We start from the raw sequence: 17776 nt of genomic DNA on the forward strand, positions 1-17776 counted from the left end.
GGCGTCGCTCGGCGCATGGCGTTCAGCGCACCCGCATGCCCGGCTGGGCACCGGGGAACGGTTCGAGCACGAAGATGCCCGGGTGGGCCTTCTCGTCGGCGTGGCTGGCGGCCAGCACCATGCCCTCGCTGATGCCGAACTTCATCTTGCGCGGTGCGAGGTTGGCGACCAGCACGGTCAGCTTGCCTTCCAGGTCTTCGGGCTTGTAGGCGGACTTGATGCCGCTGAAGACGTTGCGCAGGCGGCCTTCGCCGGCGTCCAGCGTCAGGCGCAGCAGCTTGTCGGAGCCTTCCACGTGCTCGGCCTTGACGATCTTGGCGATGCGCAGGTCCACTTTCGCGAAGTCGTCGATCTTGATCTCTTCCGCGAGGTCTTCACCGCCGGGCACCACCTTCGGCGCGGGCGGGGCTTCGAACAGCTGCTCGACCTTGGCGAGGTCCACGCGCTGCATCAGGTGCTGGTAGGCGCCGATCTGGTGGGCGCCCAGCGCGCGGGCGCTGTCGGCCCACTTCAGCGGGTCGATCTTCAGGAAGGCCTCGACCTGGCCGGCCAGCGCGGGCAGCACGGGCTTCAGGTAGATCGTCAGCAGGCGGAAGGCCTCGATGCAGACGCTGCAGACGTCGTGCAGCGCCGCGTCCATGCCGTCCTGCTTGGCCAGCTCCCAGGGCTTGTGCTGGTCGACGAACTCGTTGACCTTGTCGGCCAGCGCCATGATCTCGCGCAGGGCCTTGCCGAATTCGCGGGTTTCGTACAGCTCGGCGATGGCACCGCTCTGGCCGCGCAGCGCGTCCAGCAGCATGCGGCCTTCAACGCCGAGATCGCTGCTCAGGTGGCCGCCGAAACGCTTGGTCAGGAAGCCGGCGGCGCGCGACGCGATGTTGATGAACTTGCCGACCAGGTCGCTGTTGACGCGGGCGGCGAAGTCCTCGGGGTTGAAGTCGATGTCCTCAACCTTGGCGTTGAGCTTGGCGGCGATGTAGTAGCGCAGCCATTCGGCGTTCAGGCCCAGGCTCAGGTACTTCAGCGGGTCCAGGCCGGTGCCGCGGCTCTTGCTCATCTTCTCGCCGCCGTTGACGGTCATGAAGCCGTGAACGAAGACGTGGTTGGGCGTCTTGCGGCCGCTGAAGTGCAGCATCGCCGGCCAGAACAGCGTGTGGAAGTAGGTGATGTCCTTGCCGATGAAGTGGATCTGCTCCACCGATTCGTCGGCGATGAACGAGTCGAAGTCCTTGCCCAGCTTGCCGAAGTAGTTCTTCAGCGAGGCCAGGTAGCCGATGGGCGCGTCCAGCCAGACGTAGAAGTACTTGCCCGGCGCGTCGGGGATCTCGATGCCGAAGTAGGGCGCGTCGCGGCTGATGTCCCAGTCGCTCAGGCGGTTCTTGCCTTCCTCGTCGGGCTCGAACCATTCGCGGATCTTGTTCAGCACCTCGGGCTGCAGGCGGCCGGCTTCCTGCGTCCACTGCGTCAGGAACTCGACGCAGCGCGGGTCGCTCAACTTGAAGAAGTAGTGTTCGCTGGTCTTCAGCACCGGCGTGGCGCCGGACAGCACCGAGTAGGGGTTGTTCAGCTCGGTGGGCGCGTAGACGGCGCCGCAGACCTCGCAGGAGTCGCCGTACTGGTCCTTCGCACCGCACTTGGGGCACTCGCCCTTGATGAAGCGGTCCGGCAGGAACATGGACTTGGCCGGGTCGAAGAACTGCTCGATGGTCTTGGTGGTGATCAGCTCGTTATGCCGCAGCGCCAGGTAGACCGACTTGGACAGTTCGTGGTTCTCTGCGCCGTCCGTCGAGTGCCAGTTGTCGAAGCTGATGTGGAAGCCGTCGAGGTACTGCTGGCGGCCGGCTGCGATGCCGGCGACGAAGTCCTGCGGTGTCTTCCCGGCCTTCTCGGCCGCGATCATGATCGGCGCGCCGTGGGCGTCATCCGCGCAGACGAAGTGCACCTGCGAGCCGGCCATGCGCTGGTAGCGAACCCAGATATCGGCCTGGGTGTACTCCATGATGTGGCCGATGTGGAAACCGGCGTTCGCATAGGGCAGGGCGGTGGTGACGAAGAGCTGGCGGGGCATGGGCGCTGGGACGACAGGGACTGGGCGGAAGGACCGGGGATTTTAGGTTTGCGGTGCGGCGGGGTCGGCGGGCGCTGCGGGCTCGGAAGAAGCCTCGCCATCGGCGGACGCTTCATCGGGGGAGCTGCCGTCGTCCGGCTTGCCACTCAGCTTGCGCTGGCGCTTTTCTTCGGCCTTGCGTTTCTTGGCCAGTTCGCGCTGGCGTTTTTCGTAGCTGTAATTCGGTGTGGCCAAGTGCGGTCTCCTGCAAGCGCCCGCACGCGCGGGCAACGTCCAATGTAACCCGCGAGCTTCGGCGGCACCTCGCCGCACTTGGCACCGAAAGCTACAGAGCGCCTCAAGGACCACGCCTAAGTCACTGATCCGTAACACTTCCGCAACCTATCCACCGATGCTGTGGAAAACTTTGTGGAAAACCTGCCTCCATCGCAGCCAAGCCCTTGTGTGATGCGGTTCGGCTTAGGTTGCTGAATTTTTGAGCACCGGCAACCGGCCTATATGAATCAATCACTTAGCCTTATGCCCTGAGTTGTGGAAGCGTTGCCGCCGCTCAGGGTCCAAAAGGCTTGACGCTTGCCAGATTTGGGGATAAGTCAAGGCGCGGCGTGCGGATGTCACGGGTCTGGATGACATCGCGGTTGCAGTTGTCCCCGTCATCTGTGGACAAGTCTGTGGGCCGGAGGCCTGCATCGACGCTAAGTGCTTGATCGGCCACCGTTGGCGCTGCAATGCCCGTTTTTGAGGCGGTGCGGCTGGGGGCTGTCCCCAACAGGCTGCTTGAGGGTGGCGGCTAAACTCGCGCCCTTTCCAAGCGGCGGCGGTGGGCAGATGGGGCGCAAGATGAGGGTCGAATGGCGGATTTGACGAGGGAGAGCGGCGGGCGCAAGGGCGCTTCACGCACCAGCACTTTCGAACTGAAATCGCGCCGCTTCAGCTTGCTTGGCCTGGTGCTGCACAGCGCCGACATGACCGAGATCGCCGCTGACTGGGCCCAGCGCGCCGGCGCCGGAGGTTTCGAGCACGAGCCTGTCGTCATCGACCTGAGCTTGGTGCCGCGCGCCGCCGCGTCAGCGGCAGCACCCGCCGAAGGCCAGGCGCCACTCGCGCTGGACGGCCCCGCGCCCGTCGACCTGCGTGCCATCGTCGAGCTGCTGCGCGCCAGCCAGTTGCAGCCGGTGGCCGTGGCGGGTGCGACGGCCGAGGAACTGGCGCTGGCTCTTGAGCTGGGCTTGGCCGATGCGGCCGATGAGCCGGCTACTGCGGCCACCGCGGCAATCGCGCCGGCCGAGACCGTGCGCGAAGTGGTGCGCGAGGTCGTCGTCGAGAAGATCATCGAGAGGCCTGCCGCGCCGGCGCCGACCATGGTCATCGACAAGCCGCTGCGCTCCGGCCAGCGCATCTATGCCAAGGGCGGCGACCTCGTCGTGCTGGCCCTCGTGAACCACGGCGCCGAGGTCATCGCCGACGGCAGCGTGCATGTCTACGCACCGCTGCGCGGCAAGGCCATTGCCGGCGCACGTGGCGACACGACGGCGCGCATCTACGCCCACAGCCTGGAGGCGGAGCTGGTGTCGATTGCCGGCATCTACCGCACCGCCGAGAACCCGCTGCCGGCCGACGTGGCGGGCAAGCCGGCCCAGGTCTTGCTGGATGGCGAGAAGCTGCTGATGCAGCCGCTCGCCTTCTGAACACCCGATTGAACTGAACGAACAGGAAAGCTCCAGATGACCAAGATCGTCGTCGTCACCTCCGGCAAGGGCGGGGTCGGCAAGACCACCACCAGCGCGAGCTTCGCCACCGGCCTCGCGATGCGCGGCCACAAGACCTGCGTCATCGACTTCGACGTCGGCCTGCGCAACCTCGACCTCATCATGGGCGTCGAGCGCCGCGTCGTCTACGACCTGATCAACGTCGTCAACGAAGAGATCAAGCTGACGCAGGCGCTGATCAAGGATAAGCAGCTCGACAAGCTCTACATCCTGGCCGCCTCGCAGACGCGCGACAAGGACGCGCTGAAGCAGGAAGGCGTGGAGCGCGTGCTCAACGAGCTGAAGGCGATGGAGTTCGACTACATCGTCTGCGACTCGCCGGCCGGCATCGAGACCGGCGCGCTGATGGCCATGCACTACGCCGATGAGGCGCTGGTGGTGACCAACCCCGAGGTCTCCTCGGTGCGCGACAGCGACCGCATCCTGGGCATGCTCTCCAGCAAGACCAAGCGCGCCATCGAAGGCGGCGACCCGGTCAAGGAGCATCTGCTCATCACCCGCTACAACCCGAACCGGGTCGAGGGCGGCCAGATGCTGAGCCTGGACGACATCCACGAGATCCTGCGCACGCCGCTGATCGGTGTCATCCCCGAGAGCGAGAGCGTGCTGCAGGCGTCCAACCAGGGCACGCCGGCCATCCACCTCGCCGAGACCGACGTGGCCGAAGCCTACAAGGACGTCGTTGCGCGTTTCCTGGGCGAAGACAAGCCGATGCGCTTCACCGAGGCCGTGAAGCCGAACTGGTTCAAGCGCGTCTTCGGCGCGAAGTGAAGGGAGCCACGCGATGGGATTCCTGAACTTCTTCCTCGGCGAAAAGAAGAGCTCGGCCAGCGTCGCCAAGGAGCGGCTGCAGCTCATCCTCGCGCATGAGCGCAACGGCCGCAGCAGCAGCCCCGACTACCTGCCGCAACTGCAGCGGGAGCTGGTGGCCGTCATCAGCAAATACGTGTCGATCAACCCCGAAGACATCAAGGTCCACATGGAGCGCCAGGGCGACCTGGAAGTGCTCGAAGTGAAGATCGAGTTGCCGGAGCCTCGTTGACCCCTCGCCCAGGCTCGCCGCGCTGAACGCGGGCGAGCCTGGTCGGTCCCCCGAGGGGACGGCGATGCTTGCCGGATTGACCGGCAAGCACGTCGCCAGATGGGCCGGCTTGGGAGCGGCCCGGCGCTCGGCCCGAAATGCGGGCGGCTAGTTCGCAGGCCGAGTGGCGCGCGCCTGCTCGCGCCGCATGAACAGGTAGAGGCTCTCCACCTTGGCGCGCGCCCACGGCGTCTTGCGCAGGAACTTCAGGCTCGACGCCACGCTGGGGTCGATCTGGAAGCACTTGATGGCGATGCGCTGGCCCAGTTCGGCCCAGCCGAAGTGCTCGACCAGCGCGGTCACGATGGCCTCCAGCGTGAGGCCGTGCAGCGGGTCTTTGGACAGGTTGGTTGGCATTGGCTGCACCGTGCGAAGTAGGTAGTTTCGGTATTCGGGCCGAGTGCCGGGCCGCTCCCAAGCCGGCCCGTCTGGCGATGTGCTCGCGGCTTGATGCCGTGAGCATCGCCGTCCCCTCGGGGGACCGACCGGGCTCGTCCGCGTTCAGCGGCGCGAGACTGGGCGAGGGGCTTGTCTATTCGTGCGTGAACTGGTCTGAGTTCTTGCCCTTGAACTGGGCGTAGTAGCGCTTGATCTCGACCATGTCGGCCTCGACGTTGCCGGTCGGGCGGAACAACGGCCCCAGGCCCACCAGCTTGCGTGGGTAGTCCATGTGGGCCATGACGATGGGCAGCTTGGCCGTGACGGCGATCCAGTAGAAGCCCGTCTTCCAGTAGATGGTCTTGCTGCGCGTGCCCTCGGGCGGCACGATGAGCTGCACCGGGCCATCGGCGGCCAACAGGGCCTCGGCCGACGCGGCGACGAGATTGCTCGACTTGCTGCGGTCCACCGGGATGCCACCCAGCCAGCGCATCAGCCCGCCGAACGGGAACCTGAAGATCGACGACTTGCCCATCCAGTAGGGCGTGAGGCGCAGCGCGAAGGCGGTGAACAGCGTGTAGGGCAGGTCCCAGTTGCTGGTGTGAGGCGCGGCGATGAAGACGCTCTTGCGCGCTTCGGGCAGCAGCTCGCCCTGCACCGTCCAGCCCGCGAGCTTGAGCCAGGCGACGGACAGGCCCCGCAACAAGGTGCTGACGACCGGGGTCGTGAAGATGGTGCGGTGCATGGGCGGGATTATCCCGGCGCCGTGCGGCTCATGCCTTCATTCATGCAGCCTGTCGCAGGCACATTTGCCGCAACGCAAACTTGCCGCGATGCTGCACCGCCCAAACCCCCAGTCTGTGGAAGAAGAACGCATGAGCAATCAAAAAGTCCCGGTCGCCGTCTTGCTGTTGCTGTTGATCGGTGGGGCGCACGCCGGCCAGCCTGCCACGCCCGCAGCCATGGCCACCTACGCCAACCGGCTGCTCGATGAGCAGAAGCTGAGCCGCGACGGCCCCGGCATCACGGTGCTGGTCGCACGCGGCGACCAGCTGCTCTACAAGGGCGCGCGCGGCCTGGCCAACGTCGAGCTGGGCGTGCCCATGCAGCCCGACAACCTGCTGCGCATCGGCTCTGTCACCAAGCAGTTCGCCGCCGCCACGCTGCTCAGGCAGATCGACGAGGGCAAGGCCCGCTTCGACGACCCGCTGTCCAAGTTCCTGCCCGACTATCCCAACGGCGCCAACATCACGCTGCTGCAACTGCTCAACCACACATCGGGCGTGAAGAGCTACACCGGCATCCCCGGCTACATGCTCAACCCGGTGCGGCGCGACCTGAGCACGGCCGAGCTGATCAAGGAGTTCAAGGACCTGCCGGCGGACTTCGCGCCCGGCGAGAAATGGGCCTACAACAACTCCGGCTACGTGCTGCTCGGTGCCGTCGTCGAGGCTATCTCGGGCAAGAGCTGGCACCAGGCGCTGGACGAGGCGCTGCTCAAGCCCGCGCAGATCGGCAGCGTGCACTTCGAGGCTGGCGACCAGCTCTTCAAGGGCATGGCCCGGGGCTACACGATGAACGGCCAGGGCCAGGTGGCGCCGGCGGGCTTGCTCAGCATGACCCAGCCGCACGCAGCCGGCGCTTTGATCGCCAACACCGAGGGCCTGTGGCGCTGGAACCAGGCGCTGCATGGCGGCAAGCTCATCAGCAAGGCCAGCTACGAGCGCATGACGACGCCGGAAGGCCCCGCCAAGCCGCAAAGCTATGGCTTCGGCATCACGACCGGCAAGACGCGTGACCACGCCATGCTGGCCCACGGCGGCGGCATCCACGGCTTCGTGTCGACGTTGAACTACCTGCCCGGCAGCCAGACGACGGTCGTCATCCTGCGCAACAGCGACGCCCCGGGCTTTTCGATGGACCTGGTGGCGCGCAAGCTCGCGGCTTTCGCCATCGGTGAGCCTTATGCCGAGCACAAGGCCCAGGCCGTGCCGGCCGACCAGCTCAAGAGCGCCGAAGGCCTCTACGCCCGCGAGGACAAGCAGACCCGCACGCTGCGCGTGAAGGATGGCGTGCTGCAGAGCCAGCGCACCGGCAGCGGCATCGCCACGCTGGTGCCGCTGGGTCAGGACCGCTTCGTCTTCAAGGACTCTCTGAACGAACTGCAGCTCGAGCGCGGCGCGGACGGCAAGGTCACGGCGCTGCGCGTCTTCAACAACGGCGAGAGCGCTGGCGAACGCTGGGCGCTCAGCGGCGAGCTGCCGCCCGAGCGGGCCTTCATCACGCTGAGCGCGCCGCAGATGCAGGCCCTGGTGGGTGAGTACAGCTCGCCGCAGTTCTCCATCAAGGTCTTCGTCGACGACAAGGGCCGCCTGCTGGGCCAGGCGCCGGGCCAGCCGACTTTCGAACTGATGGCCGCCACGCCGCGCCAGCTTCTTGTGCCACAAGTCGGCGCCCAGCTCGACTTCGGCGCCGAGGAAGCCAAGGCCGGCTCGATCACGCTGACCCAGGGCGGCCAGACGCTGGTGATGCCGCGCAAGTGAGGCGCTGAGGCTCAGGGCCGCCGCAGCGTCACATCGCTGCGCGGCTCGGCCACGCAGGGCAGGATCAGCCCCTCGGCCTTTTCCTCAGCCGACAGGCCCGGCCAGGGGATGCGGTGCTCGACGCGGCCCTCCACAAGGTGCGAGATGCAGGTGCGGCAACTGCCGTTGCGGCAGGACCAGGGCAGGGCGATGCCGGCGGCCAGGCCGGCCAGCAGCAAGGGCTGGTCCGGCGCACAGTCGAAAATGGCGCCCTGCGGCTCCAGCCGCACCTTGAATCTCTCTGATGACATCGCCCCATCTTGCCAGCCCCAGCACCGCCGCCCGCTACCTTGCTGGCTACCCGCCCGAACTGATCGCCCAGGCTGAACAGCTGCGCCTGGACGGCCGCCTGGGCGACCACCTCGCCCGCCGCCTGCCCGAGCGCCACGAGGTGCGCAGCGACGGCGCGCTGTTCGACTACGTGCAGGCGCTGAAGGCGCGCCACCTGCGCAACGCCGAGCCGCTGAACTCGGTCAACTACGACGCCAAGCTGCGCGTGCTGCAGCACGCGCTCGGCACGCACACCCGCCGCACCCAGGTGCAGGGCAGCAAGCTGAAGATGCGCCGCGAGATCCGCGTGGCCACGCTGTTCAAGGAGGCGCCGGCCGCGCTGCTGCGCATGATCGTCGTGCACGAGCTGGCGCATCTGCGCGAGCTGGAGCACAACAAGCCCTTCTACAAGTTGTGCGAGCACATGGAGCCGGACTACTTCCAGCTGGAGTTCGATCTGCGGCTCTACCTGATGAACATGGAGGAATCCAAGTGATTCTTCTCGCGCCCATGGAAGGCCTGCTGGACCACATCCTGCGTGACGTGCTCACTCGCGTGGGCGGCGTGGACCGTTGCGTCAGCGAGTTCATCCGTGTGACCGACCAGTTGCTGCCCAGCCGCGTGTTCACGCGCATCGTGCCGGAGCTGAAGAACGGTGGCCGCACGGCGGCCGGCGTGCCGGTGCATCCGCAGCTGCTTGGGTCGGACGTGACCTGCCTGGCCGAGAACGCCGCGCGCCTGGCCGAGCTGAAACCCGAGGGCATCGACCTGAACTTCGGCTGCCCGGCCAAGTGCGTGAACCGCCACCGCGGCGGCGCGGTGCTGCTGGACGAGCCCGAGCTGATCCACGAGATTGTTTCGGCCGTGCGCCGCGCGGTGCCGATGGACGTGATGGTGTCGGCCAAGATGCGCCTGGGCTACATGGACGACAGCCGCACGCTGGACGTTGCCCGCGCGATCCATGCGGCCGGCGCGCAGGAGATCGTCGTCCACGCCCGCACCAAGGCCGATGGCTACAAGCCGCCGGCTTACTGGGAGCGCATCGCCGCCGTGCGCGAAGCCGTGCCCATCACCATCATTGCCAACGGCGAGATATGGACGGTGGAGCACGCCCAGCTGGCGCTTGAGCGCAGCGGCTGCGAGCACCTGATGCTGGGCCGCGGCATGGTGGCGGACCCTGGCCTGGCGTTGCGCGTGGCCGGCCAGAGCAGCACGCTGCTGCCTTGGAGCCAACTGCTGCCGCTGATGCAGGTCTTCTTCGACCAGGTCCGCGGCCACGTCGCCGCCAAGCACCAGGGCGGGCGGCTCAAGCAGTGGCTGCACTACCTGAAGCGCGCCTACCCCGAGGCCGACGCGGCTTACGCCGAGCTGCGCACCGTCAACGCGGCGGACGAGCTGGCGGCGCGGCTGTTTGCCGGGCTCAATCCAGCGCCACTTTTGCCCGCTTGATCACGTCGGCGTACTTGGCCGACTCCGCCGCGATGAAGGCGGTGAACTGGTCGCGCGTCGTCGGGAAGGGCTCGTAGCCGAAGGTCGCGTAGCGCTCCTTCATGTCCGGCTCGGCGAGCGAGGCCGCGATGTCCTGGTTGATCTTGTCGGCCACGTCCTTGGGCAGGCCCTTGGGCGCGGCGATGGTGGTCCAGCCGGTCATCTCGTAGCCGGCCGGGCCCCGAGACTCGGCCACCGTGGGCACATCCGGGAAGGCGCTGTGCCGTTGCGGCGCCGTGACGGCGATGAAGCGCAGCTTGCCGGCTCGGTACAGCGGGCCGGCCGTGGCCAGCGAGCCCAGCGCCCAGCGCAGCTCGCCGTTGGCCACGCCGGTGTAGAGCAGCGACGTCTCCTTGTAGACCACGTGCTGCATCTGCGTGCCGCTCATGGCTTCCAGCAGCGCTGAGCCCAGGTGTACCGGGTTGCCGACCGACCAGGAGCCGTAGTTCAACTCGCCGGGATGGGCCTTGGCATCGGCCAGGATGTCGCCCACGGTCTTGTACGGGCTGTTGGCCGCGACCGCGACGAAGAAGTAGGTGCGGAACAGCGGCGCCACGGGCTCGAAGTCCTTCACCGGGTCGTAGGGCAGCTTCTTGAACAGGTGGGGGTAGGCGACGAGGTGGACGTTGTCCAGCTGGATCAGGTCGGTGCCGTCCGTCGCACCGCGCTTGAAGGCGTCGATGGCCAGGAAGCCATTGGCGCCCGGCTTGTTCTCGACGATGACCGGCTTGCCCCAGCGGCGCTGCAGCTTTTCGGCCAGCACGCGCAGCACGGCCTCGGGGCCTGAGCCGGCGGGGAAGGGCGTGAGGATGCGCACGGGCTTGGTCGGAAAGTCCGTCGCCCACGCCGGTGTCGCCACCGCGGCGCTCGCCAGCAGCAGCATTGCCAGACGGGCCATCGCGCTTCGACGCGGCTTTGGGTTTTCCATGCTCATCTGGCGGTCTCCTCGCGGGTTTTCGTTTTGGGCAGCGCCGGCTTTGCCCTCGGCCTGCGCTGCGCGCATTCTTCGGAGCCGCCCCCAACTCAACAAGTTCTAACCGGCACTAGCTGCTATTCGTTCCCGGCATGAGCGCAGCGCAGTCGTTCAGCCCGTTGCGCCCGTCGTCAGGTGGTGGGCAGCGCGGTGCAGGTGGGCCAGGAAGTGGCGCACGCTGGGCTTCACAGCCGTGTCCGTGCGGGCCAGGGCCACCAGCGTCAGGTTCAGCGCGCCTTCTTCCACGGGCACGATCTCCAGGTGCTGGCTCGCGAACGGGTGCGTCGCGATCTGGCGCGGCAGCAGGCCGATGCAGTTGCCGCTGGCGACGATGGACAGCAGGCCCAGTGTCGAGTTGACGATGGCGCCGGCCGGCGGCGGCTTCATGCCGTGGCTCTCGTACAGCGTCTTGGCGTAGCCGGCGTCGGCCGTGGCGCCGGTGTAGACCCAGGGCAGGTCGGCCAAGTCCGCCAGCCGCTGCGCCCGCGCCGCCGGGTTGCCCTTGCGCACGACGATGACCATGTCGATGGGCATCAGCGTCTCGACGGCGAACTCGCCCGCCGGCAGGTGCTCGGGCAGCGGGCCCAGCGCGATGTCGACCTCGCCTTTACGCAGCCGCGTCAGTTGCGCGATGTAAAGCTCTTCACTGATGCGCAGCTGGATGTCGGGGAATTCGCGGCCGAAAGTGCGCAGCGTTTCGGGCACCAAAAGCATCACGGCCAGCGGCACCGCGCCGATCGACAGCGTGCCCGTCATGCGGCCGCCGAGCTGCTGGATCTGGTCAACCGCCTGCGTCAGCTCGCGGTCGGCGGCGATGGCTCTTTCATAGAGAACCATGCCCTGCGCTGTGGCCAGAACGCCGGTCGTTGAGCGCAGCAGCAGCAGCGTCGCCAGCTCGCGTTCCAGCTCGCGAATCATCTTGGTCAGCGCCGGCTGCGACACGCCGATCTGCCGCGCTGCAGCGCGCAGGCTGCCCTGCTCGATGGCGGCCACCAGCGCGCGCAGGTTTGTTAACTTCATCGTTTGATGATAACCAGCGGTTATCGCGACCCCTCCCGCAGCATCTTTTGGCGACAGGACCCGATTCCTAGACTGCGCCGCAACTTGACCTGGATCAAGTTCACACCAGAGAGATTGCCGCCATCGCAGCGGCCACGCGAGGAGACTTCGTTGGATTCACATGACCCCGGCGCGCCGCCGTTGATGCGCCGCCTGGAACAGCTTTGCGACGTGAGCGCCGCCATCGGCGCGCTGGTGCTCAGCGCCGTTGCGCTGATGACGACCTGCAGCGTCATCGGCCGAGCCTTTTTATCCCACCCCATCCTGGGTGACGTCGAGCTGGTGCAGCTCGGCGGCGCCGTCGTCGTGGCGAGCTTCCTGCCCTACACGCAGTTCCGCCGCGCCAACATCATCGTGGACTTCTTCACCACCGGCACCAGCGCCGGTGCGCAGCGGTTGATGGACGCCTTCGGCACGCTGCTCTACACGGCCGTGCTGGCGCTGGTCACCTGGCGCGTGGCCGCCGGTGGCGTGTCGATGTACCAGTCGCAGGAGCGCTCCATGTTGATGGACCTGCCGCTGTGGATGCCCTATGTGTTGATGCTCCCCGGCCTCGCGCTGTGCGTCGTCATCGGTGCCGTGCAGACGGCGCAGCTGCTTCGTGCGGAGGTGCCGGCATGACCACGATGTCCATTGGCCTCTCCATGTTCGGCGCCATGCTGGTGCTGATGGCCGTGCGCGTGCCCATCGCCATCGCGATGTTCGTGCCCGGCGCCGTCGGCTACATCTTCCTGTCGGGCTTCGACCCCTTGCTGGCCCATCTCAAGGGCGCCGTCTACGGCCGCGTGTCGGTCTACGACCTGTCGGTCATCCCGCTCTTCATGCTGATGGGCGCGGTGGCGGTGCAGGGCGGGCTGTCCAAGGCGTTGTTCGACTTTGCCAACGCGTTGCTCGGGCGCTTCCGTGGCGGCATGGCCATGGCCGGGGTGCTGGCCTGCGCGGCCTTCGGCTCGATCTCGGGCTCCACGGTCGCCACCACCGCCACCATCGCGCAAGTCGCCTACCCGCAGATGCGCCGCATCGGCTACTCGGGCCGCCTGGCCACCGCGGCGCTGGCCACGGGCGGCACGATGGGCGTGCTGCTGCCGCCGTCGGTCACGCTGATGGTCTACGCCATCCTGACCGAGCAGAACATCACCAAGATGTTCCTCGCGGCCTATGTGCCGGCGCTGATCGCGGCCCTGGGTTACATCGCAGCCATCGCCGTCATGGTGCGCATCAACCCGCAGGACGCGCCCGCCGCCAAGGCCGCGCCGCGCGCCGAAGTCGTCGGCGCCGCGCTCAAGGTCTGGCCCATCGTCGCGATCTTCGCGGTCGTGTTCGGCGGTATCTACGGCGGCCTGTTCACGGCGACGGAGGGCGCGGCCATCGGCAATGTGATGACCTGCGCCATCACGCTGCTGCGCCGCGAGATGGATGCGGGCAAGTTCGTCGCCGCCGTGCGCACCACGGCGCAGACCAGCGGCATGATCTTCCTGATCTTCATTGGCGCCGACATGATCAACGCGGCGCTGGCCCTGTCGCAGCTGCCCGCGCAGCTGGCCGACCTGGTGGGCCACCTGCAGATCTCACCGCTGCTCGTGATGGCCGGCGTGATGGTGTTCTACATCGTGCTCGGCTGCGTGATGGACGAGATGAGCATGATCCTGCTCACCGTGCCGACGCTCTTCCCCGTCATCATGGGCATGGACTTCTTCGGCCTCGGCGTGGCTGACAAGGCGCTGTGGTTCGGCATCCTGATCCTGACGGTGTGCGAGATCGGCATGATCTTTCCGCCCGTGGGGCTCAACGTTTACATCATGAACGGCCTGGCGCGCGATGTGCCCATGGTCGAGACCTACAAGGGCGTCGTGCCCTTCCTCATCACCGACGGCCTGCGCCTTGCGCTGCTGATCGCGTTCCCCGCCACGGCCCTCTGGCTCGTGCACCTGCTGACCTAAGACCGAGAACCTAGGAGACACCATGAAATTCCACTTCCTGGCCGCATGCGGCCTGGTTGCAGCCGCTGCATTGCCCGCGCAGGCCCAAGAGGTCACGCTGAAAGTTCACTTCTTCCTGCCGCCCACCTCCTTCGCCAGCACCCTCTTCATCCAGCCCTGGTGCGACAAGATCGCCAAGGAATCCGCCCAGCGGATGAAGTGCCAGCTCTACCCGTCGATGCAGCTCGGCGGCACGCCCCCGCAGCTGTTCGACCAGGTGCGCGACGGCGTGGCCGACGTGGTGTGGACGCTGCCCGGCTACACCGCCGGCCGCTTCCCCACCGTGGAAGCCTTCGAGCTGCCCTTCATGATGCAAAGCCCCGAGGCCACCAGCAAGGCGCTGTGGGACTACGTGCAACTGCACGGCCAGGCCGAGTTCAAGGACGTCAAGCCGCTGGCCTTCCATGTGCATGGCGACGGCGTCTTCCACATGGCCAGCAAGCCCGTGAAGAGCGCGGCCCACCTGCGCGGCCTGAAGCTGCGCGCCCCCACCCGCATGACCAACAAGTTCATCGCCATGCTGGGCGCCACGCCCGTCAGCATGCCGGTGCCGCAGGTGGGTGACGCGCTGTCCAAGGGCGTCATCGACGGCGCCGTCGTGCCCTACGAGGTGGTGCCCTCGGTCAAACTGCAGGAGCTCGCCAAGTTCCACTCCGAGACCGACCCCGCCGAGCCGGCCTTCTACACGTCGACCTTCATCTTCGCGATGAACAAGGCCAAGTACGAGTCGTTGCCGGCCGACCTGAAGAAGGTCATCGACAACAACAGCGGCCAGGCCCTGTCGGGCCAGATCGGCAAGGCCTTCCTGCAGGCCGACCACGAGGGCAAGAAGCTCGTCTCGCCGGCTTCAGTCAACGTGATCCCGGCGAGCGAACTCGCCACCTGGAAGCAGCTCGGCAACAAGCTGGCCGCCGACTGGGTCAAGGACATGGACGCCAAAGGCCTGGCAGGCGGCAAGTTGCTCGACGACGCCAAGGCCCTGATCGCCAAGCACGCCGTGGCGCGCTGAACACCTCAACGACCGACGACAACGACAAACGGCCCGCCAGGGCCGAGGAGACAGCCATGCTCAAACGCTTCAAGACCCATGCCATCGCCTGCGCGGCCTTCGCCGCCTCAGGCCTGCTCGCCGCCTGCGGCGGCAGCAACCCCGCACCCGTGGAGCCGACGCCCGTCGTGCCCACGCCGGAGCCGGCCGACGCCGAAGACACGGCGCTGAAGTTCGACGCCACCAAGTACACGACGGTCAACGTCACCGTCGACGGCGTGGCCGTGAAGCTTCGCCAGTACCGCATCGTCTACGTGGCCAAGCCGGTCAAGGCGCTGCTCACGCAGGCGAACAGCACGCTGACCGATGCCAACGTCTACCAGACCATGATCGTCTCGGTGCCGGAGGACAAGGCCAGCGACCAGAAGACGGCGCTGTACTTCCTCGTCAACAACGCGGGCTGGATGGCCAGCGCCGTGTCGACGACGCTCGTCGAAGGCGCCAAGTTCGTCAGCACCACCGACACCGACAACGTCGGCGCGGCGCTGAAGGCGGGCTATGTCTTCATCAACGTGGGCACCCGCAGCCGCGGCATCGTGGCGGAAGACGGCAGTTGGATGGGCAAGGCGCCGGCGCCCGTGGTGGATGCCAAGGCCGCCATCCGCTACCTGCGCCTGAACGACGCGCTGATGCCGGGCTCCGCCGAACGCATCGTCGTCACCGGCACCAGTGGCGGCGGCGGCCTCACGGCGGCCGTGTCCGCCAGCGGCAACAGCACGGACTACATCCCCTACCTGGACGCCGTCGGCGCCGCCGGCATCAAGGGCACCGGGGCCAGCGCCACCAGCACGATCAAGGACGACGTGTTTGCGGCGGTGGCGTACTGCCCCATCAACAACCTCGGCAACGCCGACCTCGGCTACGAGTACGAGTACAGCGCCGTGCGCAACGACAGCAACACCGGCGCGCTGGGCGGCGTGGCCTACACGGCCGGCCTGCAGCCCGCCGCGTCGGCGGCCATCGCAGCCAAGTTCGCTGCCTACGTGGCCAGCCTGGGCCTGAAGGCCGAGGACGGCTCGGCACTGACGGCGCAAGGCCTGCGCGACAGCACGCAGGCGCTGGTGAAGGCCGAGATCGAGCGCCAGATCGCCAAGGGCACGGCAGTGCCGGCGCTGGGCGGCAACTTCGTGACGACCCGCGCGACCCTTGTCAACGACTGGCTCACGCTCAGCGGTACGGGCACCAGCGCCACGGTGACGAGCATCGACTACGCCAAGTTCGTCAAGTACGTTGCAGCCAACCAGGCGCTCAAGACCGTCGTGGCCTTTGACGCCGTTGGCGTCACCGGCAACAAGAACGCGTCGACCGGTGTCTGGAACGTCAGCGGTGAGACCAACCTGTTCGGCCCGGCAGACGTGCGCTACATGAACTTCAGCGAGTGGAGCTGGAACAACAACGCCGCGTTGGGCGACAACACCGGCACCGACGACACCGGCCTGACCTTCGCGCAGTACATGGCGCTGAGCTCCAGCACGCTGGCCCGGCAGATCAAGCTCATCAACCCGCTGGCCTACCTGGGCACGGCGGCCGACAGCGCGCCCTACTGGTATGTGCGCCACGGCATGGTGGACCGCGACACCGCGTTCTCGATGCAGACGCTGCTCTACCAGGCGATTCGCAACGACTCGTCGGTCAAGGACGTGAGCTTCAAGTTCCCCTACCTCGTGCCTCACAGCGGCAACTACGACGTGCAGGAAGCCTTCGCCTGGATCAAGGCAAAGCTGGACGCGAACCCCTGAACCCCGCACCGAGCAGTCCACGACATGGCCCAGATCATCGGCGGCATCGCCGCCTCCCACACCCCCACGATCGGCTTCGCCTTCGATCGTGACAAGCAGAGCGACCCGGTCTGGGCCCCCATCTTCAAGGCCTTCGAGCCCGTTCAGCAGTGGATTGCGGACCGCAAGCCCGACGTCTTGCTGCTGATCTACAACGACCACGTCACGTCGTTCTTCTTCGACCACTACTCGGCCTTTGCCCTCGGCGTGGGCGAACGCTGGGCCGTGGCCGACGAGGGCGGCGGCGCGCGTGACCTGCCGGCCATCGAGGGCCACCCGGCGCTGGCGGCTCACATCGGCCGCTCGCTGATGACGGACGAGTTCGACCTGTCCTTCTTCCAGGACCGTGGGCTGGACCATGGCTGCTTCTCGCCGCTGTCCGTCATGTGCCCGCACGAGCCGCAATGGCCGGTTCAGCTCGTGCCGTTGCAGATGGGCGTGCTGCAGTTCCCCATCCCGAGCGCACGGCGTTGCTACAAGCTGGGCCAGGCGCTGCGCCGCGCCATCGAGAGCTACCCCGAGGACTTGCGCGTCGCCATCGTCGCCACCGGTGGCCTGTCGCACCAGGTGCACGGCGAGCGCGCCGGCTTCAACAACCCCGAGTGGGATGCGCGCTTCCTCGACCTCTTCGATAGCGACCCCGAGGCGCTGGCCGACATGACGCATGCCGAGTACGCCGAGCTGGGCGGCTTCGAGGGCTCGGAGGTCATCATGTGGCTGGTCATGCGCGGCGCGCTGGCGGCGCAGGTGACCTGCCTGCACCGCGACTACTACCTGCCGTCCATGACCGGCATCGCCACGGCCATCTACGAGCCCGTGCAGCAGGCCCTGCCCCAAGCCGTGCTGCAACGCCACCGCGCCCGCATGGCCGAGCAACTGAGCGGCGCGGAGAAGCTGCTTGGTACCTACCCGTTCACGCTGGAGCGCAGCGTCCAGGGCTACCGGCTGAACCGCTTCCTGCACGGCCTCGTCGAGCCCGAGTTCCGCGCCTCCTTCCTGGCGGATGAAGAGGCCACCTTCGAGCAAGCCGGCCTGCCCGAGGTCGAGCGCGACCTCGTGCGCCGGCGCGACTGGCGCGGCCTCATCCAATACGGCGCCATCTTCTTCATGCTGGAAAAGCTGGGCGCCGTCGTGGGCGTGTCCAACCTCCACATCTACGCCGCCATGCGCGGCGAGACGCTGGAAGCCTTCCAGCGCACGCGCAACACCAAGGCCCTCTATTCCGTCGCCGGCACCCAGGCCGGGCCGCTGGACTGGAACCCGGCCAAGACCTCTTGACCCCACCCACCAACCACAACGAGGA

18 protein-coding genes are annotated in these 17776 nt (G+C 67.1%); 11 read left to right on the plus strand and 7 right to left on the minus strand.

Features of this window, described 5'->3' with window-relative positions; all coding sequences use genetic code 11:
• Positions 1 to 22: 22 nt before the first annotated feature.
• Together metG and AC07V5_RS12380 are read right to left on the minus strand one after the other, a co-directional pair.
• Positions 23 to 2068 (minus strand): methionine--tRNA ligase, encoded by a 2046-nt coding sequence (metG, locus tag AC07V5_RS12375; RefSeq protein WP_495115975.1) that lies wholly within the window; start codon positions 2066 to 2068, stop codon positions 23 to 25.
• 42 nt (positions 2069 to 2110) lie between these two features.
• Positions 2111 to 2302: a hypothetical protein gene (locus tag AC07V5_RS12380; protein WP_495115976.1), complete on the minus strand. Its 192-nt coding sequence runs from the start codon at positions 2300 to 2302 to the stop codon at positions 2111 to 2113.
• A 617-nt stretch (positions 2303 to 2919) separates the two neighbouring features.
• On the opposite strand from AC07V5_RS12380, the gene minC reads away from it, so the two are divergent.
• The 3 genes from minC to minE are packed head-to-tail and all read left to right on the plus strand — an operon-like array spanning position 2920 to position 4879.
• Positions 2920 to 3756 (plus strand): septum site-determining protein MinC, encoded by an 837-nt coding sequence (gene minC / locus AC07V5_RS12385; RefSeq protein ID WP_495115977.1) that lies wholly within the window; start codon positions 2920 to 2922, stop codon positions 3754 to 3756.
• Between the two features lie 36 nt (positions 3757 to 3792).
• A complete protein-coding gene (minD, locus tag AC07V5_RS12390) occupies positions 3793 to 4608 on the plus strand; it encodes a septum site-determining protein MinD (RefSeq protein WP_495115978.1) in 816 nt (271 codons plus the stop codon).
• 13 nt (positions 4609 to 4621) lie between these two features.
• Positions 4622 to 4879, plus strand: a complete 258-nt coding sequence (gene minE / locus AC07V5_RS12395; RefSeq protein WP_495115979.1) for a cell division topological specificity factor MinE — start codon at positions 4622 to 4624, stop codon at positions 4877 to 4879.
• Between the two features lie 147 nt (positions 4880 to 5026).
• On the opposite strand, the gene AC07V5_RS12400 is transcribed toward minE, so the two are convergent.
• Together AC07V5_RS12400 and AC07V5_RS12405 are read right to left on the minus strand one after the other, a co-directional pair.
• Positions 5027 to 5275, minus strand: coding sequence for a VF530 family protein (locus AC07V5_RS12400; RefSeq protein WP_495115980.1), 249 nt, complete (start codon positions 5273 to 5275; stop codon positions 5027 to 5029).
• Positions 5276 to 5450: 175 nt separating this feature from the next.
• Positions 5451 to 6041 carry a 1-acyl-sn-glycerol-3-phosphate acyltransferase gene (locus AC07V5_RS12405; RefSeq protein ID WP_495115981.1) on the minus strand — a complete coding sequence of 197 codons (591 nt, stop codon included), beginning with the start codon at positions 6039 to 6041 and terminating at the stop codon, positions 5451 to 5453.
• 130 nt (positions 6042 to 6171) lie between these two features.
• Between AC07V5_RS12405 and AC07V5_RS12410 the strand changes: the two genes are divergently transcribed.
• A complete protein-coding gene (locus AC07V5_RS12410) occupies positions 6172 to 7839 on the plus strand; it encodes a serine hydrolase domain-containing protein (RefSeq protein ID WP_495115982.1) in 1668 nt (555 codons plus the stop codon).
• 11 nt (positions 7840 to 7850) lie between these two features.
• Here AC07V5_RS12410 and AC07V5_RS12415 read toward each other — a convergent pair whose 3' ends face one another.
• Positions 7851 to 8129, minus strand: a complete 279-nt coding sequence (locus AC07V5_RS12415; protein ID WP_495115983.1) for a 2Fe-2S iron-sulfur cluster-binding protein — start codon at positions 8127 to 8129, stop codon at positions 7851 to 7853.
• Here AC07V5_RS12415 and AC07V5_RS12420 point away from each other — a divergent pair.
• Together AC07V5_RS12420 and AC07V5_RS12425 are read left to right on the plus strand one after the other, a co-directional pair.
• Positions 8123 to 8644 (plus strand): M48 metallopeptidase family protein, encoded by a 522-nt coding sequence (locus tag AC07V5_RS12420; protein ID WP_495115984.1) that lies wholly within the window; start codon positions 8123 to 8125, stop codon positions 8642 to 8644. The genes AC07V5_RS12415 and AC07V5_RS12420 overlap by 7 nt on opposite strands.
• A gap of 14 nt (positions 8645 to 8658) precedes the next feature.
• Positions 8659 to 9597, plus strand: a complete 939-nt coding sequence (locus tag AC07V5_RS12425; RefSeq protein ID WP_495117060.1) for a tRNA dihydrouridine synthase — start codon at positions 8659 to 8661, stop codon at positions 9595 to 9597.
• Here the strand turns inward: AC07V5_RS12425 and AC07V5_RS12430 are convergent.
• Positions 9569 to 10534 carry a Bug family tripartite tricarboxylate transporter substrate binding protein gene (locus AC07V5_RS12430; RefSeq protein WP_495115985.1) on the minus strand — a complete coding sequence of 322 codons (966 nt, stop codon included), beginning with the start codon at positions 10532 to 10534 and terminating at the stop codon, positions 9569 to 9571. The genes AC07V5_RS12425 and AC07V5_RS12430 overlap by 29 nt on opposite strands.
• A 186-nt stretch (positions 10535 to 10720) precedes the next feature.
• Complete coding sequence (locus tag AC07V5_RS12435) at positions 10721 to 11629, minus strand: LysR family transcriptional regulator (RefSeq protein ID WP_495115986.1); 909 nt, start codon at positions 11627 to 11629, stop codon at positions 10721 to 10723.
• Between the two features lie 150 nt (positions 11630 to 11779).
• Here AC07V5_RS12435 and AC07V5_RS12440 point away from each other — a divergent pair, with 150 nt between their 5' ends.
• The 5 genes from AC07V5_RS12440 to AC07V5_RS12460 are packed head-to-tail and all read left to right on the plus strand — an operon-like array spanning position 11780 to position 17751.
• On the plus strand, positions 11780 to 12289 hold the full coding sequence (locus AC07V5_RS12440) for a TRAP transporter small permease (RefSeq protein WP_495115987.1): 510 nt from the start codon (positions 11780 to 11782) through the stop codon (positions 12287 to 12289).
• On the plus strand, positions 12286 to 13608 hold the full coding sequence (locus AC07V5_RS12445; RefSeq protein WP_495115988.1) for a TRAP transporter large permease: 1323 nt from the start codon (positions 12286 to 12288) through the stop codon (positions 13606 to 13608). The genes AC07V5_RS12440 and AC07V5_RS12445 overlap by 4 nt, the downstream gene beginning before the upstream one ends.
• Before the next feature lie 22 nt (positions 13609 to 13630).
• Complete coding sequence (locus AC07V5_RS12450) at positions 13631 to 14656, plus strand: TRAP transporter substrate-binding protein (RefSeq protein ID WP_495115989.1); 1026 nt, start codon at positions 13631 to 13633, stop codon at positions 14654 to 14656.
• 56 nt (positions 14657 to 14712) lie between these two features.
• Positions 14713 to 16434, plus strand: coding sequence for a subtype B tannase (locus AC07V5_RS12455; RefSeq protein WP_495115990.1), 1722 nt, complete (start codon positions 14713 to 14715; stop codon positions 16432 to 16434).
• A gap of 24 nt (positions 16435 to 16458) precedes the next feature.
• Positions 16459 to 17751, plus strand: a complete 1293-nt coding sequence (locus AC07V5_RS12460; protein ID WP_495115991.1) for a gallate dioxygenase — start codon at positions 16459 to 16461, stop codon at positions 17749 to 17751.
• Positions 17752 to 17776 lie beyond the last annotated feature (25 nt).

Source organism: Roseateles sp. GW821-FHT02E12 (assembly GCF_059421665.1).

Coding starts and splice junctions, on each gene's coding strand:
- AC07V5_RS12420 (WP_495115984.1), top strand. CDS start 8,123: ATGACATCGCCCCATCTTGCCAGCCCCAGCACCGCCGCCCGCTACCTT.
- minC (WP_495115977.1), top strand. CDS start 2,920: ATGGCGGATTTGACGAGGGAGAGCGGCGGGCGCAAGGGCGCTTCACGC.
- AC07V5_RS12455 (WP_495115990.1), top strand. CDS start 14,713: ATGCTCAAACGCTTCAAGACCCATGCCATCGCCTGCGCGGCCTTCGCC.
- AC07V5_RS12445 (WP_495115988.1), top strand. CDS start 12,286: ATGACCACGATGTCCATTGGCCTCTCCATGTTCGGCGCCATGCTGGTG.
- AC07V5_RS12430 (WP_495115985.1), bottom strand. CDS start 10,534: ATGGCCCGTCTGGCAATGCTGCTGCTGGCGAGCGCCGCGGTGGCGACA.
- metG (WP_495115975.1), bottom strand. CDS start 2,068: ATGCCCCGCCAGCTCTTCGTCACCACCGCCCTGCCCTATGCGAACGCC.
- minD (WP_495115978.1), top strand. CDS start 3,793: ATGACCAAGATCGTCGTCGTCACCTCCGGCAAGGGCGGGGTCGGCAAG.
- AC07V5_RS12435 (WP_495115986.1), bottom strand. CDS start 11,629: ATGAAGTTAACAAACCTGCGCGCGCTGGTGGCCGCCATCGAGCAGGGC.
- AC07V5_RS12415 (WP_495115983.1), bottom strand. CDS start 8,129: ATGTCATCAGAGAGATTCAAGGTGCGGCTGGAGCCGCAGGGCGCCATT.
- AC07V5_RS12405 (WP_495115981.1), bottom strand. CDS start 6,041: ATGCACCGCACCATCTTCACGACCCCGGTCGTCAGCACCTTGTTGCGG.
- AC07V5_RS12450 (WP_495115989.1), top strand. CDS start 13,631: ATGAAATTCCACTTCCTGGCCGCATGCGGCCTGGTTGCAGCCGCTGCA.
- AC07V5_RS12400 (WP_495115980.1), bottom strand. CDS start 5,275: ATGCCAACCAACCTGTCCAAAGACCCGCTGCACGGCCTCACGCTGGAG.
- AC07V5_RS12460 (WP_495115991.1), top strand. CDS start 16,459: ATGGCCCAGATCATCGGCGGCATCGCCGCCTCCCACACCCCCACGATC.
- minE (WP_495115979.1), top strand. CDS start 4,622: ATGGGATTCCTGAACTTCTTCCTCGGCGAAAAGAAGAGCTCGGCCAGC.
- AC07V5_RS12425 (WP_495117060.1), top strand. CDS start 8,659: ATGGAAGGCCTGCTGGACCACATCCTGCGTGACGTGCTCACTCGCGTG.
- AC07V5_RS12410 (WP_495115982.1), top strand. CDS start 6,172: ATGAGCAATCAAAAAGTCCCGGTCGCCGTCTTGCTGTTGCTGTTGATC.